The sequence below is a fragment of the Deinococcus sp. YIM 77859 genome (genome assembly GCF_000745175.1).
In the GTDB taxonomy this organism is placed as follows: Bacteria; Deinococcota; Deinococci; order Deinococcales; family Deinococcaceae; genus Deinococcus.
On the sequence record NZ_JQNI01000002.1, the window covers coordinates 438,618 to 465,176 of the forward strand.

The 26,559-nt window shown below is 66.7% G+C and carries 26 protein-coding genes and 1 tRNA gene; 21 read left to right on the top strand and 6 right to left on the bottom strand.

The window, feature by feature from the left end:
* Nucleotides 1-350 precede the first annotated feature (350 nt).
* The 6 genes from EI73_RS02330 to EI73_RS15570 all read left to right on the top strand — a co-directional run bounded on the left by EI73_RS02330 (nucleotide 351) and on the right by EI73_RS15570 (nucleotide 7,100).
* Entirely contained in the window at nucleotides 351-1,181 is an 831-nt protein-coding gene (locus EI73_RS02330; protein WP_034383817.1) for an aminoglycoside phosphotransferase family protein, read from the top strand.
* 26 nt (nucleotides 1,182-1,207) lie between these two features.
* Nucleotides 1,208-1,831: a uracil phosphoribosyltransferase gene (gene upp, locus EI73_RS02335; protein ID WP_034383821.1), complete on the top strand. Its 624-nt coding sequence runs from the start codon at nucleotides 1,208-1,210 to the stop codon at nucleotides 1,829-1,831.
* 64 nt (nucleotides 1,832-1,895) lie between these two features.
* Nucleotides 1,896-3,026: an MraY family glycosyltransferase gene (locus tag EI73_RS02340; RefSeq protein WP_034383824.1), complete on the top strand. Its 1,131-nt coding sequence runs from the start codon at nucleotides 1,896-1,898 to the stop codon at nucleotides 3,024-3,026.
* A 47-nt stretch (nucleotides 3,027-3,073) separates the two neighbouring features.
* On the top strand, nucleotides 3,074-4,222 hold the full coding sequence (wecB, locus tag EI73_RS02345) for a non-hydrolyzing UDP-N-acetylglucosamine 2-epimerase (protein WP_034383827.1): 1,149 nt from the start codon (nucleotides 3,074-3,076) through the stop codon (nucleotides 4,220-4,222).
* 38 nt (nucleotides 4,223-4,260) lie between these two features.
* On the top strand, nucleotides 4,261-5,229 hold the full coding sequence (locus EI73_RS02350) for a diacylglycerol kinase family protein (RefSeq protein ID WP_231557263.1): 969 nt from the start codon (nucleotides 4,261-4,263) through the stop codon (nucleotides 5,227-5,229).
* Nucleotides 5,230-5,315: 86 nt separating this feature from the next.
* Nucleotides 5,316-7,100: an NPCBM/NEW2 domain-containing protein gene (locus EI73_RS15570; protein WP_051935384.1), complete on the top strand. Its 1,785-nt coding sequence runs from the start codon at nucleotides 5,316-5,318 to the stop codon at nucleotides 7,098-7,100.
* A gap of 57 nt (nucleotides 7,101-7,157) precedes the next feature.
* Here the strand turns inward: EI73_RS15570 and EI73_RS02360 are convergent, their stop codons facing one another.
* Entirely contained in the window at nucleotides 7,158-7,868 is a 711-nt protein-coding gene (locus EI73_RS02360; protein ID WP_034383828.1) for a tetratricopeptide repeat protein, read from the bottom strand.
* Nucleotides 7,869-7,984: 116 nt separating this feature from the next.
* Between EI73_RS02360 and EI73_RS02365 the strand changes: the two genes are divergently transcribed.
* Both EI73_RS02365 and EI73_RS02370 read left to right on the top strand, forming a co-directional pair.
* Complete coding sequence (locus tag EI73_RS02365; protein ID WP_034383831.1) at nucleotides 7,985-10,858, top strand: hypothetical protein; 2,874 nt, start codon at nucleotides 7,985-7,987, stop codon at nucleotides 10,856-10,858.
* Between the two features lie 81 nt (nucleotides 10,859-10,939).
* Nucleotides 10,940-11,302 (top strand): DUF3208 domain-containing protein, encoded by a 363-nt coding sequence (locus tag EI73_RS02370; RefSeq protein WP_034383834.1) that lies wholly within the window; start codon nucleotides 10,940-10,942, stop codon nucleotides 11,300-11,302.
* A gap of 19 nt (nucleotides 11,303-11,321) precedes the next feature.
* Here EI73_RS02370 and EI73_RS02375 read toward each other — a convergent pair whose 3' ends face one another.
* From EI73_RS02375 to EI73_RS02385, 3 genes are read right to left on the bottom strand one after another with little or no spacing between them, the layout of a single operon-like run.
* Complete coding sequence (locus EI73_RS02375; RefSeq protein WP_034383837.1) at nucleotides 11,322-11,765, bottom strand: response regulator; 444 nt, start codon at nucleotides 11,763-11,765, stop codon at nucleotides 11,322-11,324.
* The gene (locus tag EI73_RS02380; protein WP_034383839.1) at nucleotides 11,758-14,001 is read right to left on the bottom strand and encodes an ATP-binding protein; all 2,244 of its coding nucleotides are present in this window, start codon (nucleotides 13,999-14,001) and stop codon (nucleotides 11,758-11,760) included. Before EI73_RS02380 ends, EI73_RS02375 begins: the two co-directional genes overlap by 8 nt.
* On the bottom strand, nucleotides 13,998-14,585 hold the full coding sequence (locus tag EI73_RS02385; protein ID WP_034383842.1) for a biliverdin-producing heme oxygenase: 588 nt from the start codon (nucleotides 14,583-14,585) through the stop codon (nucleotides 13,998-14,000). The genes EI73_RS02380 and EI73_RS02385 overlap by 4 nt, the downstream gene beginning before the upstream one ends.
* A 210-nt stretch (nucleotides 14,586-14,795) precedes the next feature.
* Here EI73_RS02385 and EI73_RS02390 point away from each other — a divergent pair, with 210 nt between their 5' ends.
* The 4 genes from EI73_RS02390 to EI73_RS02405 are packed head-to-tail and all read left to right on the top strand — an operon-like array spanning nucleotide 14,796 to nucleotide 16,424.
* Entirely contained in the window at nucleotides 14,796-15,023 is a 228-nt protein-coding gene (locus EI73_RS02390; protein WP_231557264.1) for a hypothetical protein, read from the top strand.
* Nucleotides 15,020-15,604, top strand: coding sequence for a DJ-1/PfpI family protein (locus EI73_RS02395; RefSeq protein WP_034383845.1), 585 nt, complete (start codon nucleotides 15,020-15,022; stop codon nucleotides 15,602-15,604). Before EI73_RS02390 ends, EI73_RS02395 begins: the two co-directional genes overlap by 4 nt.
* 44 nt (nucleotides 15,605-15,648) lie before the next feature.
* Complete coding sequence (locus EI73_RS02400; protein WP_051935385.1) at nucleotides 15,649-16,086, top strand: hypothetical protein; 438 nt, start codon at nucleotides 15,649-15,651, stop codon at nucleotides 16,084-16,086.
* The gene (locus EI73_RS02405) at nucleotides 16,083-16,424 is read left to right on the top strand and encodes an RNHCP domain-containing protein (protein ID WP_034383848.1); all 342 of its coding nucleotides are present in this window, start codon (nucleotides 16,083-16,085) and stop codon (nucleotides 16,422-16,424) included. Before EI73_RS02400 ends, EI73_RS02405 begins: the two co-directional genes overlap by 4 nt.
* Before the next feature lie 56 nt (nucleotides 16,425-16,480).
* On the opposite strand, the gene EI73_RS02410 is transcribed toward EI73_RS02405, so the two are convergent.
* On the bottom strand, nucleotides 16,481-17,248 hold the full coding sequence (locus tag EI73_RS02410; protein ID WP_034383851.1) for an ABC transporter substrate-binding protein: 768 nt from the start codon (nucleotides 17,246-17,248) through the stop codon (nucleotides 16,481-16,483).
* A 132-nt stretch (nucleotides 17,249-17,380) separates the two neighbouring features.
* Between EI73_RS02410 and EI73_RS16490 the strand changes: the two genes are divergently transcribed.
* The 4 genes from EI73_RS16490 to EI73_RS02425 all read left to right on the top strand — a co-directional run bounded on the left by EI73_RS16490 (nucleotide 17,381) and on the right by EI73_RS02425 (nucleotide 19,850).
* Complete coding sequence (locus tag EI73_RS16490) at nucleotides 17,381-17,554, top strand: hypothetical protein (RefSeq protein ID WP_197050734.1); 174 nt, start codon at nucleotides 17,381-17,383, stop codon at nucleotides 17,552-17,554.
* Nucleotides 17,551-18,456, top strand: coding sequence for an MBL fold metallo-hydrolase (locus EI73_RS02415; protein ID WP_034383854.1), 906 nt, complete (start codon nucleotides 17,551-17,553; stop codon nucleotides 18,454-18,456). The genes EI73_RS16490 and EI73_RS02415 overlap by 4 nt, the downstream gene beginning before the upstream one ends.
* Complete coding sequence (gene purD / locus EI73_RS02420) at nucleotides 18,456-19,709, top strand: phosphoribosylamine--glycine ligase (RefSeq protein WP_034383857.1); 1,254 nt, start codon at nucleotides 18,456-18,458, stop codon at nucleotides 19,707-19,709. Before EI73_RS02415 ends, purD begins: the two co-directional genes overlap by 1 nt.
* Nucleotides 19,710-19,767: 58 nt before the next feature.
* Nucleotides 19,768-19,850, top strand: a tRNA-Leu gene (locus EI73_RS02425).
* Between the two features lie 61 nt (nucleotides 19,851-19,911).
* Here the strand turns inward: EI73_RS02425 and EI73_RS02430 are convergent.
* On the bottom strand, nucleotides 19,912-22,422 hold the full coding sequence (locus EI73_RS02430; RefSeq protein WP_034383860.1) for a heavy metal translocating P-type ATPase: 2,511 nt from the start codon (nucleotides 22,420-22,422) through the stop codon (nucleotides 19,912-19,914).
* A 167-nt stretch (nucleotides 22,423-22,589) separates the two neighbouring features.
* Here EI73_RS02430 and EI73_RS02435 point away from each other — a divergent pair, with 167 nt between their 5' ends.
* From EI73_RS02435 to EI73_RS02455, 5 genes are all read left to right on the top strand, one after another.
* On the top strand, nucleotides 22,590-22,799 hold the full coding sequence (locus EI73_RS02435; protein ID WP_034383863.1) for a heavy-metal-associated domain-containing protein: 210 nt from the start codon (nucleotides 22,590-22,592) through the stop codon (nucleotides 22,797-22,799).
* Nucleotides 22,800-22,879: 80 nt separating this feature from the next.
* Entirely contained in the window at nucleotides 22,880-23,143 is a 264-nt protein-coding gene (locus tag EI73_RS02440; protein ID WP_034387557.1) for a metal-sensitive transcriptional regulator, read from the top strand.
* 121 nt (nucleotides 23,144-23,264) lie between these two features.
* The gene (gene secG, locus EI73_RS02445; RefSeq protein ID WP_034383865.1) at nucleotides 23,265-23,486 is read left to right on the top strand and encodes a preprotein translocase subunit SecG; all 222 of its coding nucleotides are present in this window, start codon (nucleotides 23,265-23,267) and stop codon (nucleotides 23,484-23,486) included.
* 251 nt (nucleotides 23,487-23,737) lie between these two features.
* Nucleotides 23,738-25,495 (top strand): ABC transporter substrate-binding protein, encoded by a 1,758-nt coding sequence (locus tag EI73_RS02450; protein WP_034383867.1) that lies wholly within the window; start codon nucleotides 23,738-23,740, stop codon nucleotides 25,493-25,495.
* A gap of 82 nt (nucleotides 25,496-25,577) precedes the next feature.
* Nucleotides 25,578-26,558 (top strand): ABC transporter permease, encoded by a 981-nt coding sequence (locus EI73_RS02455; protein ID WP_034383869.1) that lies wholly within the window; start codon nucleotides 25,578-25,580, stop codon nucleotides 26,556-26,558.
* The last annotated feature ends 1 nt before the right edge of the window (nucleotide 26,559 follow it).

The following is a 26,559-nucleotide window of genomic DNA, read 5'->3' on the forward strand; positions in this document are numbered from 1 at the left end:
GGGGCGAGGTGCGTGAACGCCTCATCAGTTCCCTCGGCTGTCGGCCAGGGGGCACCTGTGGACTTCGGCGTACCACATCGGGTCGGCAGGAAGCGTGTCCAGCGAGGTCATTCAGCGCTCTCACCTCAGCTGGCGAGTTCGTGGAGGCACCCCGCTTCTTCAAAAAGGCCGAGCGCAAGATGGGGCGACTCCAGCGCGAAGCCAGCAGGAAGAAGAACCCCCTGCTGCGGGGCATGGACGGAGCCTTCAGTGAGGGACATGGGGTTGCCCCTACCCACTGACCCGGGAAGCCTCGGGCTTCCAGTTCGTGGAGTCGTCACTTCCCCGCTGGTCCCCGCTATGATGCGCGGGTGACTCCGGGCGGCCTGCCAACCCACCGTTTTCCTGTGCTGGAAGCCCGTTTCGGTCCTCTGACTCCGGTGGACGCGGGCATGCAGAGCCGGGTCTACACCACTTCGGCCGGTGACCTGGTGGTGAAGGTGTACCGCAACCAGCAGGGTGAACACCGCCTCGAAGCGCAGAACATGCGCCGCGCTCAGCTGGGTGCCTGGGTGGTGGATACCGTGGAGGCTGACGGGATCGAGGCGCTTATCATGCGGCGCTTTCCGGGCCATCCGCTGCGAGCGGCCGATATTCCCGCGGCGCTTCCCCGCCTGCGCGAGATTCTGGCCGCACTCCACCGCGACCGGCAGGGCTGTGTGGACCTGCGGCGGCTGCGCGAGCGCCTGAAACGGTTTCGCAGCGCCCTGGCGGCCTATCCCCTTGACGACCTGTTCGACGCGGTGGAGCTGCCGTTGGAGCGCGGCCTGCTCGACCAGCCCGCGGCGTTTTGTCACCTCGACCTGTGGCACGACAACATCCTGATTTCTGCGAGTGGCGAGGTGCTGGTGATCGACTGGACCAAGGCGGGCTGGGACGACCCGCTGCGTGACCTGGCCCTGCTGAAAACCGGCACCCTGGACCTCCTCAGCCCTGAAGCCAGCCTGAACGCGGCCCTGACGTTTCTGCCCGACCACACGCCCCCGACCCTCACCCGGCTGCGGGCCTACCTCGCCCACACCTATCTGCACGACCTGTACTGGTTTTTGATGAATGAGCCCTACGAGTTCGACCGTCAGCGGCAGCTCAAGCTCCCCCGCGCGCGGCACGTGCTGGCTCGTCTCCCGGCAGCGTCGCCGTGAACGGCCTGGCCGGGTATCGTGAGGCTATGGTTACGGTCGTCACCCATCCGCTCGTTCAACACAAGCTTTCCCTGATGCGCGACGTGCGCACGGGGGTCAAGGAGTTTCGAGAACTCGCCGCCGAGCTGTCCATGCTGCTCGCCTATGAGGCGATGCGTGACCTTGAACTGGAGCCGGCCCACCTGCAAACCCCCCTTCGGGCGGGTGACTTTCCGATGCTCAGCGGCAAGAAGCTCGCGCTGGTCGCCATCCTGCGCGCGGGGCTCATCATGACGGACGCCATCGTGAACCTGGTGCCGGCGGCCAAGGTCGGGCATATCGGCCTGTACCGCGATCCTCAGACGCTTCTGCCCGTGGCGTACTACAACAAGTTGCCCGCCGACATCGCCGAACGCCGAGTCTTTCTGACGGATCCCATGCTCGCCACGGGTGGCAGCGCGTCGGCGGCCATCGCGTCCCTCAAGCTGGCCGGGGCGCAGAGCATCAAGCTCATGACGATCCTGGCCGCGCCCGAAGGAATCGCCATCGTGGAACGCGATCATCCCGAAGTGGACATCGTGACCGCCGCGGTCGATGAGGGCCTTAACGATCACGGCTACATCGTGCCGGGCCTGGGCGACGCCGGGGACCGCATCTACGGAACGAAGTAGGGCGGCGCGGGCTTTGGCCTAGCCCTGTTTTTTGCCCCCGGCTCCTTTAGAATCCCGTCAGCTTATGGAGTCCCTGAACGCCCTTGCGGCGCAATTCGGTATCGCAGACCTCTTCGGCCGCGGCTTTCTCAGCGTGCTGCTGACGTTCCTGACCGCCTGGGTGTTTACCTGGCGCTTTATTCCCCGGGTCCGCGAGTTCGCCATCAAGGTGGGATGGGCCGACCTTCCCAACGAGCGGCGGCTGAACAAGGAGCCGCTGCCCAACGCGGGCGGCCTGGCGATCTTTGCGGGGTTCCTGGTGAGCGTCGTGGTGGCCTGGACGCTGCGACCCATCGTGATCGAGCAGGTGAATATCCAGGTGCTGGCGATCCTACTGGGTGCAGCCGTGCTTGTGCTGGTGGGCTTTATTGATGACCAGTTTGGCCTCTCGCCCCTCTTTCGGCTGATCGTGCAGACGCTTGCGGCCGTCCTCCTGGTGGTGAACGGGTTGAAGATCGACTTCAACGCGATTCCCTTCCTGCCGGTCCTGCCCGACACGGTGAATGGCCCGCTCAGCGTTCTGCTCACCATCCTGTGGGTGGTCGGGCTGACGAATGCCGTGAACCTGATGGACGGGGTGGATGGGGTGGTGGGCGGCGTGGGCTTTGTGGCGAGCATGGTGCTTCTCGTCACGGCCGCGCAGTTCGCCGACCGGGCCGCCGCCGTGGTGCTTCTCGCTGGCCTGGCGGGGGCAGCCCTGGGCTACCTGCGTCACAACTTCAACCCCAGCCGCATCATCATGGGGGACGCGGGCGCGTACCTCTTCGGCTACACCCTGGCCGCTGTGAGCCTGCTGGGCACCCTCAAGGTGAGTGCGGGGGCCAGCCTGCTCGTTCCCCTGATCGTGATGGCTCTGCCTATTCTGGATACCACCCAGGTGGTGATTGGACGGCTGGCCCGCGGCGTTCGCAACCCGCTGGGCCACCCCGACAAGACCCACATTCATCACCGGGTGCTGGCGCGAACTGCCTCGGCCCGCCGCACCGCCATCATCCTGTGGGGAGTGACCCTGGGCTGCGGCGTGATCGGCATGCTGGCGCAGGGCGTGCCCTTGCTGGCGATCGCCGCGACGGTGCTGACCGTGCTGCTGTGCCTATGGTTCGTCGCCTATCGCCGGATTCGGGCGCTGGACCGCGAGGCGGCGGCTGCGTCCTAGGCGCTGCGCCGGGTCCCTCCTCGCCGCCCTTTGATAGCGTGACCGGGATGAGTGACCCGAGTGGACCCAAACGCATCGTCCTGGCTTTCGGCACGCGGCCTGAGGCGACCAAGATGGCGCCCGTCTATGCGGCGCTGGCGCAGCAGCCCGGCCTGACACCGCTCATTCTCTCCACCGGCCAGCAGCGCCAGATGCTCGATGAGGCGCTGGCCGTCTTCGGTCTCACTCCCGATGAGGACCTGAACGTGATGACCGAACGGCAGACCCTTGCGGACCTGACCGCCCGCATCGTGCCGCAGGCCGGGCGCCGGTTGCGTGAGCTGGGCGCCGATATGGTCTTGGTGCACGGGGATACGACGACCTCCTTTTGCGTGGCCCTCAGCGCCTTTTACGAGGGGATTCCGGTGGGGCACGTTGAAGCGGGGCTGCGCAGCGGCAACCTGCGGGAACCCTTTCCCGAGGAGGCCAACCGCCGCCTGACGGGCGTGCTGACCACCCTGGACTTCGCGCCCACCCCGGGGAGCCGGGCCAACCTGCTGCGCGAGGGCAAGCCCGAAGAGGGCATCTTTGTGACCGGGCAAACTGCGGTAGACGCTGTGCGCGAGGTGGCCGGGCGGGTTCCCCTGCGCCCCGAATGGCAGGCCCGGCGGGCAGCCGGGCAGCGCCTGGTCACCGTGACCATGCACCGGCGCGAGAACCTGCCCGTGATGGGGGAGATGGCGCAGGCCCTGGCCGCGGTGGCGCGCGCTCATCCCGAGTGCTACTTCGTGTATCCGGTGCACCTGAATCCGGCGGTGCAGGAGGCGGTGCGCCCCGCCCTGAGTGACCTTCCCAACTTCGAACTGACAGACCCCCTGGACTACGCGAACATGGCGCCCCTGATGGCCGCTTCCACCCTGCTGGCCACCGACAGCGGCGGCCTTCAGGAGGAGGGCGCGGCGCTCGGCGTGCCGGTCGCCGTGCTGCGCAACGTGACCGAGCGGCCCGAGGGGGTAGAGGCGGGCGTGCTGGTGCTTGCCGGAAATGATCCCCAGCAGATGCGCGCTGTCCTCAGCGACCTGCTGAGCGACGAAACGCGCCTGGCCCGGATGCGCGAGGCCCGCAATCCGTACGGGGACGGGCAGGCTGCCCGGCGGATTGCGCAGGCCATCGCCTGGTTTTTCGGACAAGCCGAGCGCCCCGCCGATTGGGCCTAAGGGGAGACGCCTGGGCCGCGCCCTATTCTGGGCACAACGTGAGTGACGCGCCCTCTTTCCTGTCTTCCCCCTCCTGCGCGCGCTACGCCGCCGTTTTGAACCCCAACGCTGGGCGTGGACTGGCGGCGCGCGTGTGGCCACGGCTAGAAGCCGAGCTGTATGCCCGCGGGCTTTCTTTCGAGCCCATCACCGAGCCAAGCGGGTCAGCGGCCCTGGCACGGGTAGGGGCGCTCCCGCCGGACGTGGGGATCTTGGCCGTCGGTGGCGACGGCACAGTCGGCGCCCTGCTGCCGGCCTTGGTGGGCACCGGCAGAGCGCTGGGCATCGTGCCGCTGGGGAGCGGGAATGATTTTGCGGGCATGCTGGGCCTGCGAGCAGGAGACTTCAGGGCGGCGCTCAGCCGGCTCGCGGGCCCGCCGCAACGGGTAGACGCCTTGCGGGCCACCATCCTGGCAGGGGAAGGCGCCGGAACTTCGCGTCTCCTGATCAATGGGCTGGGCCTGGGCTTTGACGCGCAGGTCGCGGCCCTGATGAACCGCACTCCGGCCGCCCTGCCCGGTTTCGGCCGCTACGTTTGGGCGGCCCTCGGCGCACTGCGTGACCTGCGCCTAACATCCGTGGCGGTTGAGGTCGACGGGGAGGAACTGTATGTCGGGCCCAGCGCCCTGACCGCCGTGATGAACGGCACCCGCTACGGCGGCGGCTTTCACATCAGCCCGGCGTCAGACCCGAGAGACGGGCGCCTCAATGTGCTGGCGAGCGGCCCACTCACCCGCCGTCAGCTTCTGGCGTTGATGGGCCGCGTGTTGCCCGGCCGGCACCTGGGGCATCCGCAGGTGTACCACCGAGCGGGCCGCGTGGTCACGGTGCGCTGGGCACAGCCCATGGCGCTCCACCTCGACGGCGACCCGGCCGGGCAGGTGACCGCGCTCCAGGTGGAGGTGTTGCCGGGCGCCGTGACCCTCCTCAACGGTACCGGCGGCCCTCAACCTCCTCATGAACCCTGACTAAATGCAAAGGATTTCACAAAACGACAGGATGGAGCCGTTCCACTCGAAAGGTTGTCACGTCCTCCCTGCAAAGGAGCGCTCCTATGAAGAAGCCTGTCGCCCGGCGGCTGCTGGCCGCAAGCCTGAGTCTCCTCCTCGCCGCCTGCGGACAATCGCCGGTTGACGCACCGGCCGGGCCGAATCCGTATGCGGCTGGGGCCAGCTTTCCCTGGTCCTACACGCCCGCACCCGACCAACTCACGCCCCTCAGCCTGACACCCGGCGAAAACACCCTCTACTACGAACCCATTCTGGCGGCCACAAACGGTTGGGGGCCGGTGGAGATCGACCGCAGCAACGGCGAACACCGCGCTGGCGACGGCCGAACACTCACCCTCAACGGCAAAACCTACCGCCGGGGATTCGGTGTGCACGCGAGCAGCGAACTGCGCTTTGGCCTGAAGGGGACGGGCGCCGTGTGTACCCGCTTTACCGTGGAGGTCGGCGTTGACGATGAGGTGGGACGCCGGGGAAGCGTGGTGTTCCAGGTCTATCTGGACGGAGAAAAGGCGTACGACAGTGGCGTGATGACCGGCGCGAGCGCGACCCAGCGGGTAGAATTGGGTATAGCGGGCAAGCAGGAACTGCGGCTGGTGGTGACGGACGCCGGCGACGGCATCAACTACGATCACGCCGACTGGGCCAACCCGAAGGTGTTTTGCCAAAAGGACGCCCCGCCCTCTCCGGGCAGTCTGGACGCGACCTTTGCGGTGGGTGGACGCGCGGCCGTGGGAGGTGTGGACGCCGCGCTTGAGGCGGGCACCAATGTGCTCCTGGCCGACACCGCCGGGGGTGACTTCGCGCTGCGGCGCCTCCTCCCCAACGGCGATCTGCGCGAAGTTCGTGCGGATCTGGGGGGCCAAGACGCGGCATTTGCAATTGCCCGGCAGCCCGACGGCCGGATTGTGGTGGCTGGGCAGAGCGGTGATGCTGTGGCCCTGGTGCGCTACAACCCTGACTTGACCCTGGACGACTCTTTTGGCACGGCTGGGAAAGTCGTGACCGCGCTGGGAGGCAGCGCAGCGGCCTACGCTGTGGCCGTGCAGCCTGACGGCGGGCTTGTGGTGGCGGGCAGGATCAACCGGGTCGTGCCGCCCGATCCCGAGCCGCACGCCGACGGAGTGGTGCTGCGGTACAACGCGAACGGCCAGCTTGATCCGACGTTCGGTACGGGCGGGCGCGTCTTTCTGAGCTTCGATGTCCCCACTGCTCCCACCGAGGACGAGGCGCGGGCGGTCACGGTCCAGCCCGACGGCAAGATCGTGGTCGCAGGGAAGTCCGATGCTCCGGGAGGCGCAACCGGCTGGCTGTTGGCGCGGCTGAACCCCAATGGAAGCCTGGACACGACCTTTGCGCAAAACGGTGCCGAACGGGGCGGCTACTACGGTCTGTTCAATGACGTGGTGCTGGAGCCGGATGGCGATATCGTCGCGGTGGGGTACGAGGGCCGCTTCGTCGCGAGCGGTGTGGTGCGGCGGTACCGCTCCGACGGTTCCCTACAGGCCGCAGCAACCGTGCGGTTCTCTGAGGGCAGCCCGGCGAGCCAGAACACCCTGAGTGACGTGTGGCTCCAGCCTGACGGCAAGCTGCTGGTGGGCGGTATGGGCCGGGCGGACAGCTCCAGCTCGGCCACGCAGTACGGTCTAGCCCGGCTTAAGCCAGACCTCAGCCTCGACCCCAGCTTCGGTACAGGGGGCCAGGTGCTGACGGGGCTGCCGGTCACCTTCTTGCCCGAGGGGCTTCCCGCCACGCCCCTCGGTGCGCTTTTGCAGCAGCCTGACGGCAAGATCATCGTGGTGAGCGGGCAGACCGCGCGCTACTGGCCTTAGCGACCTCCCCAAACGAGAGGTGCGAGGCGTGATCCCTCGCACCTCCAGCGCTGCCGCTTACTGCAAGCTCGCGAGCTTCGCCTTCGCGGCCTCTAGGTCACGTTTTTCCCAGTAGGTGTCGGCGGGTAGGCTCACGGCTTTTTGAAGCTGCGCGATGGCCCCCGCCTTGTTGCCCTGGAGCAGCAGGGCGTTGGCGTACTCGATGCGGTGGATGGCGACGTTGGGTTCCAGCGCGATGGCCTTTTCAAAGTTGGGAACAATCTGGTTCTTTTTGGCGCCCGTGAGCAGGGTGGCGGCTCCGCCCTTGCTGACCAGGTTGGCGTGCCACAAGCCCAGGGCCACATACGCGCTGGCCATATTGGGTTTGAGCCTCAGCGCCTGTTCCAGGTTCTTTTTCATATCTCCGGCCAGGTTCAGGCTTTGGAGAATGCCAACGAACTGCGCCAAGCGGCCTTGTGCTCGGGCCAACTCGAAGTAGGCGTCGGCGTTGTTCGCGTCCTTGGCGATGGCCTGCCGGGCGTACTCCTGCGCCTTGGCAAAGAGGGCTTTTTTCTGCGCGTCGGGGCTGACGCTGGCACCCGCCGTGGTGGCCTCGGCGGCAAGCGCAAACCCGGCGCTGGTGTTGAGGGCCGCAGCGGCATTGGCCGCCTCCTGCCACTTGCCCTGGTCATACAGGCTCTGCGCGGCCTGGAGACTTTGGGCGCTGGCGGGCGCCGCCACAGCCAAGGCGAGGGGCACGAGGGCGAAACGCAAGGGAGATAGACGCATGTTTCCTCCTGTGGAACCGACAAATTGCTGAAAACTGGACCGAGTATACACAGTTCGGGCTGTGGCGTTGCACCCGGTTCAAGATGGGGGGAGGGGAATGCTAGGCTCGCCCCACTGTGGACTGGAAAGGCATTCTGGCCGACCTGCGCGCGCATCTGCCTCCTACCCGCGAGGCTGGACGGGGCGTGCCCGGCAGCCTGCGCTGGCTGGAAGCCGAGATGCGCGCGCGGGGAGCCAATCCTGCCTCGGTGCGCAATATCGTCTACCGCAACGTGGGGACGCCGGCCGATAAGGCGGCTCTTCGCAGCATTCTCGCCGATCTCGCGCGCCAGGCAGGACGGCCCCTCCCCGAAGACGGCGCGCCGCCGCTGCCGCCCGCCCCGCTTCCCGACGAACTGGAGCTGCTGGGTCGCAGCAAGAAACGTGCCTACAAGCAGTTTCTGGCTGGGGTTCGCGCTGGCCGCGCTCCCCGGTTGATCGTGACCGGTCGTGCTGGGGCCGGCAAGACCGTCCTGCTGGACCACCTGGAACGTGCTCTCCATGGCCTGGACGCCGGGCAGATCCGGCGGCTGAACCTCAGCGGTGACGTGCGGAGCGCGCTGGCCCTTGGGGGGGGCGGCACCTCCTACGCCGAGCAGGCGCAGGCCCAGGCAGACGCAGCCCGGAAGCTCTTCCCCACCTCCCCCGGCGTGTTGCTGGTCCGGGCCACCGCGGACCTGCACTTTGGTGGGGGACCGCCGCGCTGGGGAGACGGCACACCGGCTCCTGCTGCTGCCTGGCTGGCGGAGCACCTGCTGCGCCGCGCTCCTCCCGGCGTGGCGGTGCTGCTGGCCCTGGAGGACGGGGCAGGGCTGCCCAGCGGACTGTGTGAGGTGATCGCCCTGCGCCCGCCCACGCTGGCCGAGGCCCGCGCCTACCTGATGGCGCGTCTGGGGGTCACCCGGGAACGGGCCGATGCCCTGGCGCGCGAGACCGGCCGCCACCTAGACCGCCTCACCCTCCTGGCCGGAAGTGGCCCGGAGGGCGTCCCTCCAGAGCGGCTGCTGGCCGATTCGGAGGTGCGTCGGGTGGCGGCGGCGCTGGTGTCGCTGGGTGGGGAAAGCGGCCATGGCGTGCCGGACACCGCTCTTGCCGCCGCGTTGGGGGAACCCGTCGCGGCGCTGCCCCCCCACGCCCGAGCGCTGCTGCGCCGCGAGGAAACGGGATGGCAGCCGGCACCAGTCTTGCGGGCGGCCCTGCGTCACGTGCCTGCGGCCGACCGTACGGCGGCGCTGGGCCGCCTGATCACCGCTCCACCGCTTGCGGACCTCGCTCCCGCGCGGCTGGGTGCTCTGGCCGCCCTCGGTGAGTGGGGAGCTCTTGCGGCCCACGTCGCGGCGCATCCGGATGACGCCCGCCACCTCCCGGCCCTGTGGCCACAGGTGCGGGCCGGTGCACGTGGAGAAACGCGGGAGGCGCTGGCGCGCGCGGTGGCCGCACACCACGCCGGACGGGGCGAGTACGACGACCCCCGCGCGCGGGATGCCCTCTTTACCCTGCTGGAGTCGCCCCATGCCGCCGCCCGCGTTTGGGCGAGGGTGAAGCTCGCGGAAAGCAGCGTAGACGCCGGGAATTTCGAGGCGGCGACCGCGCAGCTCGCGCACCCGGAACTCGCGGCAACGCTGGCGGGCCCGCCCGATGCCTGGACGGTCGCGGCCCAGGCCGACGCGCTGCTTGTGCAGGCGGCGCTTGCCCGCTGGCGGGGTGACCTCGACGCGGCCACTCGGGTCGTGTCTGATCCACGTGCCGCGCACAGCGGCCCACGAGCGCACCTTTGGCGCGGCCTGATCGCCAAGGACGCGGGGCGCTGGGCAGAGGCGCTGCGGCACCTGCACCTCGTCCCAGACAGCAGTCCGCTGCTCTCCGCGCGTGCCCTGTACCAGGAAGGAGACCTGCGCCTGCGTCTAGGACAGCCGCACGCGGCCCTCGCGGCCCTCACCGAGGCTGCTGCTCGTCTGGAGGGCGCCGGAGGCAGCGCCGAGGAACGCGCCCGCGCCGTCGCCCGCGCGGCCACCGCCCTGCGCCGTCTGGGCCGCCCGCAGGAGGGACTGCGCGTTCTAGAGCAGGCGCTGGCCCTGTTGCCGAACGAGGACGGCTGGGAAGGGCGCAGCGACAGGGTGTTGCGCGCGCGCCTCCTGAGCGAGGGTGTGCCCATCCTGCTGGCCCTCGCACGGCCCGACGACGCCCTGGCCGACGCCGCGCGCGCCCTGGAACTCCTGGCTCAGCCTGGCCCGCGGCGAGCCGAGGCCGAGTACCGAACCCGGCGAACGCGCTACCGGGTCGCGCTGGCGTACCTTACCCGTGGGTTGGGCCGGCCATACCTTCAGCCGTTTGCCGGTGCGCGGCGCGATCACCCTGACCTCGTGCACGCCCGCGCCCTCCTCGACGCCTTTCTGGCGCGCCCCCCCGCGCCCAGCGACCGCGAGCAGGTGCTGACCTTTGATATGCACCTCAGCCGCGCTCTGGCAGAACCTGACCCCCGGACGGCGCTGGAATCGGTGCGCCGCGCGCTCGACATGACGGATCATCCCTATGCGGAGGCGCAGGCCCGCGCCCTGTCTGCCGAGGCGCTGCTGCGGGCCGACCAGGAGCCGGCGGCTCTGGCAGAGATCAACCGCGCACATGTCTTGGTGCGCCGCGTGCAGGCTGGCCTCTCCGGAACCCACGCCCCCGACCCCGGCCTCACCGCGCAGCTCCTGGCCTTAGAGGCCCGCGCGACCATCCTCGACGGTGAGCGCACCCTGCGCTCGTTGCGGCACGCTTTGGGTGATCCCGCGCTCGGCCCCTTTCGTTTCGGCGTCTGGCGTGAGGCGGGCCGCGCCCTGGAGCAGCGGCATCCACACCCGGAAGCCGTCTTGCGCGCCCTGCACCCGGAGTGGGAGGCGGGGACCCTACGGGTACGCGACGCGCTCGGTCTGCTGGAAGCGCGGGAGAACCGGCAGGAGGTGTAATCCTGCGGGGTACGGCTAAGCCTTGAATCCTTGCTTATGCACCTCGGTCCTGTGTGCCCGAAGCGGGTATGCTGCGAAGTGATGAGCACCACTGACGACCACGGTGGCGGAGGGGGTCGCGCTGCCGTGCGCCTGCTCCAGGGTTACCTCTGGCACCCCAAGAACGCCGACGTGGACCTAGAACATTACCTGCCTCATGAACTCGACCATGCGCACGTCCTGTGGGACGAGGTGACCCCACCCTTCGCGTTTTTCGAAAACGGCGAGCCGACGGCCGGACAGACCTTTTATCAGTTCACCGTGCTGCGCGTGTACGACGACAAACCAGCCGGAAGCGAACTCCACGAGGACGCCGAGGCGGCCAGCGAGGCCCTTGGTCCCCTGTTGGACGCTACGCCGCCTGGTGTGGGCTGGCAACTCTGGGAGGATCTGCGCGAACTCTAGCCAAGTGGGAGTGAGTGCCCTAGGACGGCCGGGCATGGGTGCAGGGCAGATGAGCTCCCTGTGACCAAAAGGCACCCAATTGCCGCACAATCCCGAGAAACTCGTCAAGGCCAGCGGGCTTGGTGACGTAGGAATCCGCTCGCAGCGTGTAGGCCCGTTGGACATCCGTGCTCGCCGTAGAGGTCGTAAAGACCACAACGGTGAGTTGCCTCAGCTGAGGATGACTGCGGATAGCCCCCAGAACGTCAAAGCCGTTGAGACGAGGCAGGTTGAGATCCAGCAGGACGAGGTCAGGCAGCGTGCCCCGTTCCAGTGCGTCCTCGAGGAGCTTTAAGGCTTCCTGACCGTCACGGGCCACAGTCAGTGTGTGGGAAAAGCCATCGAGGTCCAGGGCGGCCTCCATCAGGAAGATGTCCGCCGGGTTGTCCTCGACCAGCAGCAGATGGAGGGGGAGATCAGGCATAGCGGTTGACGAGGTCGGGCAGAAAGAACGTCAGGGCACAGCCTGTCCCCGGAGCGGACGTGAGGGTGAGGCGACCTCCATGACGCTCGGCAATCCGGCGGCACAGGGCGAGCCCAATGCCGTTGCCCGGGGCATCCTCGCGGCGGCCCAAGCGCTGGAACAAGCCAAAGACCTTCTCCTGGTACTCTGGAGCGATTCCCGGTCCAAAGTCGCGGACAGTGACGCTCCAGGCGCCGGGCTGCCGTTCGGTGCTCACCTCCACTCGGGGCTTCGGGCCCGCGAAGGTGAGGGCATTCTGAATGAGGTGCCGCAGCAGGTCGCGCAGCTCGGAGGGCTCAACCTCGAGGGAAGGCAGCGGCTCCTGGGTTGCTATCTCTGCCCCGGTGTCACGGATTTGGGGAGCGAGTTCTGCAAGCACGCCGCGCAGAATTTCGCCCAGGTTCACCGGATGGCGGGTTGGAGGCGGGGCGGAGAGCAGCGCCGTATAGCGGTAGAGGTCGTGCGTGAGGCTGCGCAGCCGCGCCGCTTCGTCCAGCAGAAAGCGGAGAATACGTTCGGCAGAAGCGTCCACCTGGTCGCGGTACCGCAGGTGAAAGAGTTCTGCAAATTGTGTGATCAAGCGTACAGGCTCCTGCATATCGTGGGCGATCACGAAAGCGTACTGACGCCACTCGGCGTTGGCCCGCTCCAGCGCCGCATTGAGCTCGCGGACCACCTGGAGCCGTTCGCCCAGCGCCGCCGTCAGGGCCCGCTGAAGGTCCTGGGCCTCTTCCAGCTCCCCGGGATGCCAGGGTTCGGCTCGTCCCCGTACCGTTTCGACATAGGTCTCAAAGGAGTGGCGCGGTCCCAGCCGACCTTTGGCCTCTTTTGGCGGCGCGCCGCCCCAGCGAGCCACCGTGGTGATCTCTGGGCGCAGCCACACCACCCCCTCAGCCCAGCCGCCCCCTACACTGATGGCGAGGAGACCACTCGCCCGGTCCGTCAGGTGGGCGGCAGGTGGCCAGTGGTCAGCCAGCGCGTCGGTGGAGAAGAGCGAGCCTTCCCGCGTGCGAAGCCAAGAAAGCAGGGCGTCGATCTCGGCGGCTTCGGGGACAAGGCCCCGCGCCTGCCAGCGCCCCTCAAAAAACACGATCACGCCGCTCGCTCGCATCAGCCCTGCCAGATCCAAACCTTCATCCGTCAAGGTGGCCAGGGGCGCGAGTGAATGGGCAGCGGCGTCCACGAGTTGAAGGTGACGCGCCTGCAGCTGAGCACGAAACCTGTCTGTGTCCGCTCGGGCCTTGACCTGTACCTGCAGGCTCAGCAGGCGGCCCAGGTATTCGAGCGCCGTGCGGGTTTCAGGAGAAACCACATAAGGCGTGAGGTGATGGCAGGAGATCAGGCCCCAGAGCTGACCCTCCACGACGATGGACACCGACAGACTGGAGGCCACCCCCATATTCCGCAGGTACTGAAGATGCATGGGAGAGGTCGCGCGCAGCACGGCTCCTCCCAGAGGCGTGGGCTGACCGGTCTGGGGATGAAGCAGCGGTTCGAGCGGGACGGGGGCAGCGTGTGCATCCGCCGTGAGCCGCAGCAGGTGGCGCTTGTACAGGGCCCGCGCCTGTGCCGGGATATCTGACTCGGGAAAGCGGTGGCCCAAGAAGGCATGGAGGTCTTCCCGCCGAGCCTCAGCGATGACTTCTCCACTCCCGTCCGGAGCAAAGCGGTAGACCATGACCCGGTCAAATCCCGAGATCTCCCGCACAACCCGGGCGGCCACCTGCACAAGGTCGGCGAGTGTGGGGGCGCTTTCCAGGGCGAACACGGCGTTGCGCAGGGCCGGTGGGCCGGTGGGACCGTGCCCCTCACTCGCCTCAAATTCCAGGATCAGCAGGTCCTGCGCGCGGTGAGCGGTCAGGGCGAGGCGGCCCGCCGGGAGACCGAGCACCGTGCGGTACTGGAGATGATCGGGCGACCCGGGGGGCAGAGCGGCAAGCAGGGACTGTGCCTCGCTGGTTGGCAGCAGCGTGGTGAGGGCCTGACCCCTGAGTGCCTCGGGTGGGTGGCCAAGGTGCGCTTGCGTGTTCGCACTCGCCTGAAGGATCAGGCACGTTGCGGCGTCGACAGTCAGCAGCGCTCCGTGTGGCTGAATGCTTCCTGGAAGATGAATCGGCTTGCGGTCACAGTTCTCAGGCGTGATGCTCGGTCCGCCCAGGTAGGTGGGGGGCAACAAGTCCAGCGGGCCTTCCGTCACGCGGACACTCCTGTCAGGGCGCACTCAAAAGCCGCAAAAGTCTGCTGCGCACCCTCAATCACCCGCAGATCCTCGCCCGGTCGGACGTGCTGGCGCAGGGCACGTCCAAAGGCAAGCCACATCGCCCCCGTCTGCGGGCCGTACCCCGAGAAGTAGCGCAAACCGCGCTTCGGCGTGAGGGCAAGCCGGGCCTGCAACTGCCGCGAGAGGACTTGGCCCCCCAAGGTTGAACCTTCCAGCACATACAGCGCGCCGAGGGCGGTGGGGACATCCGGTGGCAGGCGCAAGTAGGCCGGAGGCGCCGATGCCGGCTCTACACCAAGCACACGCAGATCCTCGAGGAGGGCCGCGCTTTTTAATCTTTTGGGAAGCTGGAACGCCGCCGGGAGGGGAAGGGACAACAGGTGGGCTTCTAGGGGAAACACCACCTGGGCGAGCTGACCCAGGAGGGCCGCGTAGCGTCGCCGGTCGAAGGTGGGCTCAAAGACGGGGAAGAGACGTTCGACGGCGTCATGCTGTTCCCGGGTCATCTCCTTGAGGCGTACCATGATCTCCGGGTTCAGTGTCTGCTCGTCTGAAGTCATGCTCCACTTTTAATAGCAGGTGAGAGGGTGGACAGAAAAGCATCCCTCCTCCTTTCCCATCTCTGCCCCAGAGACACCTCTCCCGAAGGGGCAGGGGAAAGCCCTCCAAAACCGTTACTGGTTGCGTCACCGTATAGAGTGGAACACCATGAAGAAACAACACAACTCCCGGTGGCTGAGATCCATGAAGAATCTCCAAGAGTGGAGCGAATGGCCGTCCGCGACGGCACCCCTATGAGCAGCGGAACCGACTGGCTTGACCTGCGCGTCGAAGGGGATCCCCATCCCCGCCGCTTCGACAGCCCGCAGACGCTGGAAACGTACCTTACCCGCATGGAACGCCTCACACCGGAGGCCGTCGCCGTCCTGCTCGAGCGGGGCGAGGTCGGGCCGCCCGCTGCGCGGCGGGTCTACCGGGTGCGGCCTGTCCGCCCATGACAGCACCCGCGGCCAGCCCTCCGGTGGTGGCTCTGCCCGTCTACGCGGGAGTCAGCGAACTCGAACTCGGCCTGATGGTCACGGTCTGCCGGCTGTGCGGGGGCGAGGGGGTCGCGCGCACGGTGAACCGCTCGCGAGCCAGCATTGTGACCGCTGGGGGCCTGGTCAGCACGCCGCACGTGCTGTATGCCGCGCTGCCCGAGCCTGCCGCGTTGTTGCTGCCGGGTGGGCCCGGGGCCCAAAAGGCGGCCCGCGATCCTCTGCTGCGCGAATTCCTGGCTCGTCATGCGGGCCTGCCTACCGGCGCGAGCGGCAGCGGCCTGCTGCTGTTGGGCGCCGCGGGCTGCTTGAGAGACCGTGTGGTGGGCGGACCCGCAGAACTGGGCGACACGCTCTGGGGCTACGGTCCCGCGGAGGTGCGTGCCGGTGCGGTCGTGACGGACGGCCTCCTCACCACCGCGCCCGGGGGGCTGCTGGCCCTACGGGCGGCGCTCGCCGTCGCTGCGCACCTCTGGGGTGAGGAGACCGCGCGGGACGCTGCTCGCCGCCTGGGGGACCTGGCTTGGGCGAGCGTGCCGTGACCCCCGTCCTGGTTCTTGCGGCTCAGACGTGCTGGAATGCCGCTGTGAGTCTTTCCACGCCTGGCGGTCCGGACCCGTCTCCCTTTGACCCTGCGCTGGCAGAGGTAGGCCGCACGCCGACCCTGGCGGTGCTCTTGGGCCTTTTTATGCTGTCGACAACGCCGTTTTTCGGACACCTGCTTCAGGGAAACACGGACAACTTCGCGCGGAATGTGCTGTATGCCTGCGCGACCGTTGTGCTGCTGGGGCAGGTATGGCGCGGCAGCGTCTGGGCGTGGCGGCTGACGGTGAGTTTCAGCATGCTTGCGGGCCTGCTGGTCTTTGTGGTGGGGATGCTGGCGGGGGTCAGCCACTGGCAGGGCTGGATCATCAGCCTGGCAGGCGTAGGCTTCTTGCTGCTGGGGGGCTGCCTGGTGGCCGTGCCGAGCATTCGCGCCTTTTTGGCGACGCGCTGGGCAGCGCGCCGGGGAGGCCGCCGGTGAGCCCGCGGCGCTTTACCGTTCAGGGCACCAACAACGCCTTTCTCTGTGCCCACTGCGGAACGGCGGTGAGCCCGTTGCAAAACGGCTCCGTGCGCAACCACTGCCCCGAGTGTCTCCACTCGCTGCATGTGGATGTCTTTCCCGGTGACCGTGCCAGCGACTGCGGCGGTGTCATGGAGCCCGTGGGGGTGGAAAGCAGCGGCAAAAAAGGGTGGATGATCGTTCACCGCTGCCGCAGCTGCGGCCTGACCGGCCGCAACAAGGCTGCCCTGGATGATCCCGTACAGCCGGACAACTGGGACGCGCTGGTGGCGCTCAGCAGCCGCGGGCCGAGCTGACGGCGCGGGACGCGGCTTTTCAGGAGGCCAAAGCCGCTTCGTCCCGCGCCGTGGGATCAGCTTCTGCAGCGCACGTCCCGGCGGAAATGCTTTTGCGTGAGAAAGGCGTACGCGTTGGTGTTCATGTACTTGCTCAGGGCCTCGTTGAGCGCCGCGCGCAGGGTCGTATTGTCCTCGCGCACCATCATGCCGATGCGCACATTCCACAGCTCGGGTCCGAAGTGCAGGTTCGCCTTGGGAAAAAGCTGCTTGACGGCCGGCTGCATCACCGTATAGGCAAAGGTAGCGTCCACCGCCCGAGAGATCACGGCGTAGGTCACGTCGTTGTTCGTGGGGTAGACGTTCACCTTCTTTTCAAAGGGCAGTTTCTGCACGTACGTCTGCATGACTGACCCCGATCCCACCGCGATGGTCTTGCCCACGAGGTCGGTGTGCTTTTGCAGTTTGGGGTCCAGGGAGACCACCGAGACGCCCGCACAGGCGATGGGGACTGTAAAGTCCACGCGGTTTTCGCGCGTGCTCGTGATCGCCTGCGCGCCGAGCGCCACGTCCACCTTGTCCTCCTGAAGCAGCCGGGTGAGCTGGTCCATCGGGGCAGCCTGGAAGCGGACCTCTACCCCCAGGAGCTTGGCGGCCCCTTCCAGCAGTTCCGGTTCGTAGCCGCGGAAGCGTTCGCCATCCATCACCGTAAAGGGCGGTACGTCGCCGGAGGTCGCGACGCGAAGAACGCCGCTGGCCTTGATCTCCGCAAGGGTCCGCGCCTGGGCGTGGGGAACGGCGAGCAGGGAGGAAAGGGAAAGCAGCGTGAAAAGGGTCCGGTTCATGCCTCGCTCCTTAAGAGGAAATGAAGAATCAGGCTCGAGCCTAGAGGACACCCTCTTTCATGAACCTGACAGGACAGAAGCTGAGTAGGGGAGCGGCGCAGGCTACAGGCGCGCCCCTGGTACACTCGCCGTATGGTGCTGTGGGTGGTCGTGGCCTTGATTGTGCTGAGCGCGTCCCTGATTCTGGGGCTGACCCTAGGGCCGCTGAAGACGGCGGCGAATGTCCGGGTGGTTCGCGGCTTTGCCTTCGTGCAGTACGTGGCGGCAATCCTGCTGGCGGGTGCTCGCCTCACGGGGAACGCATGAGCGGTCCAGAACGGATAGACCTGAACTTCCAAGACCAGCCGGGTGTGATCGCCGCGTACGTCCTAGACACCGGTGACGGTCTGGCGGTCGTAGACGTGGGGCCGGGCAGCACCCTCCCCGCCCTGGAAGAAGGGCTCTCGCAGCTGGGGGCGGCGCTCAGCGACGTGCGACACGTGCTGCTCACCCACATTCACCTCGACCATGCGGGTGCGGCGGGGCGCGTCGCGGAGCGGGTGCCGCGGGCCCGCATCTACGTTCATGAGCGCGGCGCGGCGCACCTTGTTCGTCCTGAGCGGCTGCTGGCGAGCGCGGGCCAGATCTACGGGCCTCAGATGGACCGTCTCTGGGGCGAGATGCGCCCGGTCGACGCGGACCAGCTCAGGGTTCTCGCAGGTGGCGAGGTGCTGACGCTCGGCAGGATGGAGGTGCTTCCCCTCTCTACCCCCGGCCACGCCGTTCATCACCTCGCCTACCACATCGGTGATGACCTCTTTGTAGGGGACGTGGGTGGCGTGCGGCTGGACGGGCGCCAGGCTCCCCGCGCGCCTACGCCGCCGCCCGACATCAACCTGCCCGCCTGGCAGGAGAGCGTCTCCACGCTGCGGAACGTGGATGCCCGCACGCTGCATCTGGCACACTTCGGAAGCTATCCGCAGGAGGCGGCGCACTGGGACCGCCTGCTTCAGACCATGGAAGGGGACGCCGAGCGCGTTCGCCAGGGACTGGCCGCCGGAGAGGACCTGGAGGCCATCACGGAGCAGTTCACTGACGCCCTGCTGAACGAGCTGCGCGCCGAGGGTCCCCAGCTGGCCGAGCGGTTTGAGTTTGCCTGTCCACCCTGGATGAGCGTGCAGGGCCTCGCGCGCTACTGGCAACGGGCGGCGGCGCGGGGTCAGGGCTGATGCGGGTTCTCGTGGTGGGGGGTGGGGGCCGCGAGCATGCCATCGTGGACGCTTGCCGCCGCGCCGGGCACGAGGTTCTTTGCACACCGGGCAATCCCGGCATTGCCGCGCAGGCCCGCGTGATCGCCTGCTCGCCGGAGGCCGAGGCCCTGGCTGACCTGGCCGTCCAGGAGGGCGCTGACGTGGTGATCGTGGGCCCAGAAGTGTACCTGGCTGCTGGGGTGGTGGACGCCTGTCGGGCCAGGGGTGTTCCCGCCTTCGGCCCCACCCGGGCCGCCGCTCGTCTGGAGGGCGACAAGGCGTGGAGCAAGGCGTTTATGCTCCGTCACGGTATTCCCACCGCGGCCCACCGCAGTTTTGACGTGTTGGCGGAGGCTTTGGCGTACGCTGCCGCGCAGCCCCTCCCCCTGGTGGTCAAAGACGCCGGGCTGCGGGCTGGGAAGGGCGTGACCATCGCTCGCAGCCGAGCCGAGGCAGAAGCGGCCCTGCGGGATATCTTCACGCAACCCGGCGCACAGGCTGTGCTGGAAGAATTCATGACCGGCCAGGAGGTCAGCATTCTGGCCCTGACCGACGGTGAGCGTTACGCGCTGCTGCCCCCCAGCCAGGACCACAAAACCATCTTTGAGGGCGATACCGGTCCGATGACGGGCGGCATGGGCGTGATTTGCCCTTTCCCCCTCACGGCGAGTGACCTGGAGCGCATCTGCCGCGAGACGGTCGAACCAGCCCTGCGGGGGATGCGTGCAGAAGGCCATCCCTTTACCGGTGTGCTCTATGTGGGGCTGATGCTGACGCCGTCGGGCCCCAAGGTCGTCGAGTTCAATGCCCGCTTTGGTGATCCCGAGGCCGAAGCTGTGTTGCCGCTGCTGGCCTCGGACCTGGCCCAGCACGCGCTGGACGCCGCGCGGGGACGCCTTGACCCGAGCAGTGTTCGTTTCCACGAGGGGGCCAGTGCCGTCGTGATTCTGGCGGCGCCCGGTTACCCAGGAGAGGCGCAACAGGGCCTTCCCCTGCACCTTCCTGCGCCGCAGCCCGGCGAGATGATCTACCACGCGGGAACGGCCTGGCAGGGAACGCAGCTTGTCAGCCGCGGTGGCCGCGTGCTCGCGGTGACGGCCACCGCCCCCACCCTGAATGCCGCCCTGGCCCGGGCCTATGCCCTGGCGGATCGCGTGGAGTTTCCGGGCGCCCAACTGCGGCGTGACCTGGGAGCGCGAATCGGGGTGCGGCCTGAGGTCACGCCGGTCTGAGGCGTGCCGTTTGACCCCTGGCCCCCTGACGCGCTAGCATCCGCGTTGCCCGGTGCGGGCCGGTGTGGCGGAATTGGTAGACGCACTCGACTCAAAATCGAGCGGGAAACCGTAGGGGTTCGAGTCCCCTCACCGGCACCAAAAGAAGGTCCCTGTTATGGGGACCTTCTTGCGTTGTTGAAGGGGCAATGCGCGGCGGCCTTCAAAGGGGAGCCGGAGCGAGGGGAGAACGGGCCCTGGCCTGGGGCTGGACGGGGGGCCGGAAGCGGCGCAGCCTCAGCGCGTTGGTGAGGACGAAGACGCTGGAAAAGCCCATGGCTGCCGCCGCCAGAACCGGGCTGAGCAGAAGGCCGAAAGCGGGGTACAGCGCGCCCGCTGCGACCGGGATGAGCACGATGTTGTACGCAAAGGCCCAGAACAGGTTGAGCTTGATGTTGCGCAGGGTGGCGCGGCTCAGGGCCAGGGCGTTGGGCACGCCGCGCAGGTCACCACTCATCAGGATCACGTCGGCCGTCTCGACCGCCACGTCTGTGCCGGTGCCGATGGCGATGCCAACCTCCGCCTGGGCCAGCGCCGGCGCGTCGTTGATGCCGTCTCCGACAAAGGCGACTTTGTGGCCTTTGGTCTGGAGGTCTTTGACCGCGCTGCTCTTGCCGCTGGGCAGGACTTCGGCAAGCACCTCGTCGATGCCGAGTTGACGGGCGATGGCCTGTGCCGTCCGGCGATGGTCCCCGGTGATCATCGCCACCCTGAGGCCCATGCGGTGCAGGGCGCTGACCGCTTCCCGGCTGCCTTCCTTGATGGGGTCTGCCACGGCGACCAAGGCGGCGAGCCGGCCATCGACCGCGACGTAGAGGGGACTCTTGCCCTCGTTCCCCAGGCGTTCGACCTGCTCGGCCAGGACCTGTACGTCTAGCCCCAGCCGGGTCATATAGCGGTCAGCGCCCACCTGCACCAGGTGGCCCTCGACCCGCGCTTCGAGCCCGTAGCCGGGCACTGCGGCAAAGGACTCCGGCTTCGCGACCGCGACGCCTTCCCGCCGCGCTGCCTCCACGATGGCGCGGGCAAGAGGGTGCTCGCTCGGCTCTTCGGCCGCCGCGAGCCATCTCAGGACGGAAACGCGTTCAAACCCAGGCAGGGGCAGGAGATCGGTGAGTTCCGGCTTGCCCTTGGTCAGCGTGCCGGTCTTGTCCAGAGCGACGACCCCCACATCCTGCAACCCTTCCAGGGCACGGCCACTCTTGAACAGCACGCCCAGTTCGGCGGCTTTGCCGGTTCCGACCATGATGCTGGTGGGGGTGGCAAGACCCATGGCACAGGGGCAGGCGATGATCAGCACCGCCACCGTGGTGATCAGAGCAAAGCTCAGGGCCGTCTCCCCACCGAGGATCAGCCACAGGAGAAAGGTGAGGGCCGCGATGCCCAAAACAACCGGGACAAAGACGGCGACCACCCGGTCCGCGAGGCCCTGGATGGGCGGCTTGCTCCCCTGGGCCGTTTCGACAAGGCGGATAATCTGGGCGAGCGCCGTGTCCGCACCAACGCGTGTGGCTCGAAAGGTCAGCGTGCCGTTCCCATTGATGGAGCCGCCCACGACCCCGGCCCCGGGTTGTTTGGCGACGGGAACGGGTTCACCGGTGAGCATGCTCTCGTCCACGAAACTCGCGCCCTGCACCACTTCGCCGTCCACCGGGATCTTTTCGCCGGGACGAACAGAAACCAGGTCGCCCACAAGGACCTCATCGGTGGGCACTTCGAGTTCCTGCCCGGCGCGCACCACCCGTGCCGTCTTGGCTTGCAGGGACAGCAGCTTCTTCATCGCCTCGCTGGAACGGCCCTTGGCGACGGCCTCAAAGTACTTGCCGAGCAGGATCAGGGTGATGACCACGCCGGACGCCTCGTAGTACACGTGTGCGGTCCCCGCTGGAAAGAGACCGGGGGCCACGGTGGCGACCAGCGAATACAGAAACGCGGCCGTCGTGCCGATCATGACCAAAGCGTTCATGTCAGGCGCCCGGTTCTTGAGGCTCTTCCAGCCCAGGCGGTAGAAGCGCAGGCCCGGGCCGAATTGAATCGGCGCGGCAAGCGCGAGCATCACCCAGTTCAGGGCAGTCATCGCGCGGTGCCCAAAGGTACCCATCAACCAGGCTTCGGCGCCGGGAACCAGCATGGGCACCATCGCCAGAAGCAGCAGGGGCAGGGCGAAGACCACGCTGAACAGCACCTGGCGGCGCAGGTGCCTCACCTCGTGCTCCCGTGCCGCACGCTCCTGATCCTCGCGGCTGAGGCCCGCCTGCTCTTCGAGAACCTCATAGCCGGCCTCTCGGATAGCCGCTTTCAGTTGTCCTGGACGAACGCTGGAAGGAAGGTACTGCACGGTGGCCCGTTCGGTGGCAAGGTTCACGCTGGCCTCCACCACGCCGTCCACCTTTTTCAGGGCGCGCTCCACCCGGCCCACACAACTCGCGCAGGTCATGCCCTGTACGCCCAACTCGATCTGGCGAACAACCGGCTCGTAGCCCACGTCCCGCACCTTGTCAAGCAGCGCCTGGGGCGTGGTCACCGCGGGGTCGTAGGTCACGGTGGCCCGCTCGGTGGCGAGATTCACGCTGGCCTGCTCGACACCCTCAACCTTTTTCAGGCCGCGTTCGACCCTCCCGACGCAGCTCGCGCAGGTCATGCCCTGCACCCCGAGTTCGATGGTCTTCGACATTCCTTCACTCCTTCCAATCCCCCCACGGGGGGTAGGATGCCCCGAGCATATGCCCCTCGAGGGAGGTTGACAAGAGGCTATTCTCCAGTTGCCGTTATGGAATGGATTTCTCCGGATGTCCATTGACACCCTAGGGGGGTGGGTATACCCTGAACGCGGAGGAAACCATGAGCCAGATCGAACTGAACATCAGCGGGATGACTTGCGGACACTGCCAGGCAGGGGTAGCCAAGGCCCTCAGAAGCGTTCCCGGGGTCACGGACGCCCAGGTGGACCTGAAGACAGGAAAGGCGGTGGTGCAGGGCAATGCCGATCCCAAACAGCTCATTGCCGCCGTGGTTGAGGAAGGCTACGGCGCGCAGGTGGCGAACCCGTAATGGCACAGGAGACGCCGACCGCGCTGCCCGATACTCCCCCCCGGGAGGAAGCCTGCGGCCCTGCGGGCCGTCACCTCTGTATGCCCGAGGATAGCCGCAAGCGGGCAGCCCGGCGTCTTGCCATTGCCCGCGGGCACCTCGAAAGCATTCGCCGTTCTCTGGAAGACCCGAATGTGTACTGCATGGACGTGCTGCGGCAGATCAAGGCCGTGCAGGGGGCGCTTGATGGTGCCGCGAGCGTGGTGTTGCGCGGTCACCTCGAAGCGCACGTGGCGACGGCCGCCGCGCGTGGTGACGAAAAGGAACTTGTCGACGAGCTGATGGAACTGCTGAAGTACGCCTAACGTCCCGCGTTCTTCTGGCCCATGTGCTAGTGTGCGCCTGCACGGGCGGTGGCCGTAGAGGGGAACCCAGCCGCAGCGGCGCCGCCAAAGCCTGCCCTGGAGAGGGCCACAGAGGTACTGCATGGTTCTGACGCTGTTTATCATTCTGTTCGCCCTGGTCTGCGTGGGGCTGGTGTTCTTTGTGCTGCTTCAGGTGCCCAAGCAGGCAGGTCTGAGCGCCAGCATGGCTTCCGGCGGCTCACTGCTTGGCGGGCGCGGCGTAGAAGGCGGCTTGGTACGCGTCACGAGCGTGCTGGGCGGCCTCTTCATGCTGCTGGCCCTGCTGATGAACGTCGTGTCGTAGGCGTTCCGCTTTCCTCACCTCGGCTGCCCTGCCTGCGGGGCAGCCGTGTTGTCTCTTTGGAGCTCAGGGGGCTGAAGAAAGCTGACTCAGCTGTGAATAGGGTGTGTTTGAAGATGCAGAACTGTAACTTCTCTCTTGACCTGGTCTAAGCACATCTTTATATTGACGGCGCTGGAAACCTCAAATAGCTCGTTTGGACCGCTCCTGCCTGGGGTCGGAGTGGGTCAGGCGTTCCAGACTCAGGAGGCATCATGAAAAAAGCCCTGTTGGTTGCCCTGGCGATGACCGCCGGTTCCGCTGTCGCCGCCCCCTTCGTTTGGCCCGCGGCTTGGACGGCCGAGCAGAACACGGCCAACAAGCGCGGTGGTGAGTTCCGTGACTACACGATCTCGGATTTCAAGACCTTTAACCCCTTCACCAGCGCGGAAGCGACCAGCGTTCCCGACACGATGGCCGAAGGAACGGGCCTGTTTATTCAGGATCCTCGGAACGATGACCTCATTCCGTACATGGCGGCGGGTGAGCCCACGGTCAGCAACGGCGGCAAGCGTTTTGTGGTCAAGATCCGCCAGGGCATGAAGTTCAGTGATGGACAGCCCATCACGGCGGACGACTGGATCACCACCTGGAAGATTCACACCGACGACAAGGTCGGCAGCAACAGCTACGACTCCTTCTTCCTGAACAAGAAGCCCATCACCATCAAGAAGATCGACGACTACACCCTGCAGTTTGACTTCCCCCAGGCCAGCTCCCAGGCGTATGTTCGGATGGCCTTTACGCCCTGGCCCGACCACATCTTCGGCAAGGCCTACCGCGCGGGTGGCGCCGAGGCGATCAAAAAGATGTGGACGCTGGGTACCCCCGCCAACCAGATCGTCTCCCCGGGCATGTGGGTGCTGAGCAGCTACCGCGCCGGTGAGCGCACGGTGTTTGAGCGCAACAAGTACTGGGGCGAGTGGAACAAGGACAGCCGCGGCAACGCGCTGCCCTATCTGGACCAGTACTCGTACCGCATCACGAGCGACCTGAATGCTGCTCTCGCGGCCTTCCTGGCCGGGCAGATCGATGCTTTCGGTCCGCGCAACGCCGATGACCTCGCGCAGATCAAGCGCGCCATCGACAGCGGCAAACTCAAGGCCACGCTGCTTCCCAACGTCAGCCCGCAGGCCAGCAGCCAGTGGATCGTCTTCAACTGGAACAAGGCCAGCGATCCCGCCAAGCAGAAGCTCTTCCGTGACGTGCGCTTCCGCCGCGCCATGAGCCACATCGCCAACCGTGAGGCCATGATTCAGCTCGCTCTGGGCGGTCTGGGCTCGGAGAACTACTTCAGCGTGTACCCCATCTTCAAGCAGCAGATCGCTGCTGGGGCGAGCGCGCCCAAGTACCCCTACAACCTGGCGGAGGCCAGCAAGCTGCTTGCTCAGCTCGGCTATACCAAGAAGAACGCCCAGGGCTACCTGGTCGACAAGAACGGCAAGGTGCTGGAATTCAACCTCAGCACCAACGCGGGCAACACCGTTCGTGAACAGCTGGGCCGCATCTTTGCGGACGAGGCCAAGAAGGTCGGTGTGAAGGTCAACTTCACTCCCATCGACTTCAACAACCTTGTCAACCAGCTTACCGCCAAGGGTGAGGACCGTCCCTTCGACGCGATTCTGCTGGGGCTTTCGGGCGGCAGCAACATCTGGCCCTTCGGCAGCAACGTGGTGCCCTGCGGCGGCAACCTGCACAGCTACAACAACAACAGCAAGGGCACCTGCTTGACGCCGCAAGAAAGCCTGATGACCAAGCTGTACTACCAGGGTGACGCCGAGATTGATCCGGCGAAGCGCCGCGCCATCGGTGCCCAGCTGATGAAGGCTGAGGGTGAACTCCAGCCCGTGATCTACCTGGTGGGCGGTAACTACCACGTCGCCTTTAATGAGCGCGTAGGCGGCGAGTACCCGCGCAACCTGATGAACGCCTACTACGGCTCTCGGATGAACGCGCTCACCTTCATCAAGTAACCTTCCGCCCGCACGTCCTTTTCGGGGGCGGCTCGCACCAGCGGGCTGCCCCCCACGCACGTGAACCCTTCAGGAGCGTTTCATGATCCCCTTCCTCCTGCGGCGGCTGGTTCAGGCCATCCCGACCCTGCTGCTCTCCAGTGTCCTGATCTTTTTTGTTATCCAGCTGGCTCCCGGCGACTTTCTGACCACTGCCCGGCTCAACCCCAACATCAGTCCCGAACAGGTTGCCAACCTGGAGCGGAATTTTGGCCTGGACCGTCCCGTGTGGCAGCAGTACCTGCTGTGGATGCAGAACATGCTGCGCGGCGACTTCGGCTTGTCGTTCCAATACCAGCAGCCCGTGCTCGAGGTGGTCTGGCCACGCGTTCTGAACTCGTTGTGGCTGGTGCTGCTGAACCTGTTTTTCTTTTACCTGATTGCCATTCCGGTAGGCGTGTACGGGGCGGTTCGCCAAAACTCGTTGGGTGACAAGGCCATCAACGTGGTGCTGTACTTTCTGTTGGGCTTCCCCAGCTTCTTTCTGGCGCTGATCACCATCTACCTCATTCTGCAGGTGCGGAATGCGACGGGCCTGGATATTCCGGTCGGCGGCATGACCAGCAACAACTACGAACAGCTCTCGACGCTTGGGCGAATCTGGGACGTTCTCAAACACCTGCTCATTCCGGCGCTGGTTCTGGCGATTTCCGATGCGGCTGGTCTCACGCGCGTGATTCGCGGGCAGATGCTGGAGGTCATGCGCTCGGACTATATCCGCACGGCGCGTGCCAAGGGGGTCGGTGAGCGCAGCGTGATCTGGAAGCACACCTTCCGCAACGGCATCCTGCCCATTGTAGCGGGCATCGGCGGCCTGCTGCCCGGCCTGATTAGCGGTGCAGGCTTCATTGAGGTCGTGTTTGCCTATCCTGGCATCACGCCTATGCTGCTCACGGCGATCAACACCCAGGACCTGTACCTGATCGCGGGCTTCACAGTCATCACGACGGTTTTGCTCATCGTGGGCAACGCCATCAGTGACCTGTTGCTGGCGGTCGTTGACCCGCGCGTGAAGGTGGCCTGAG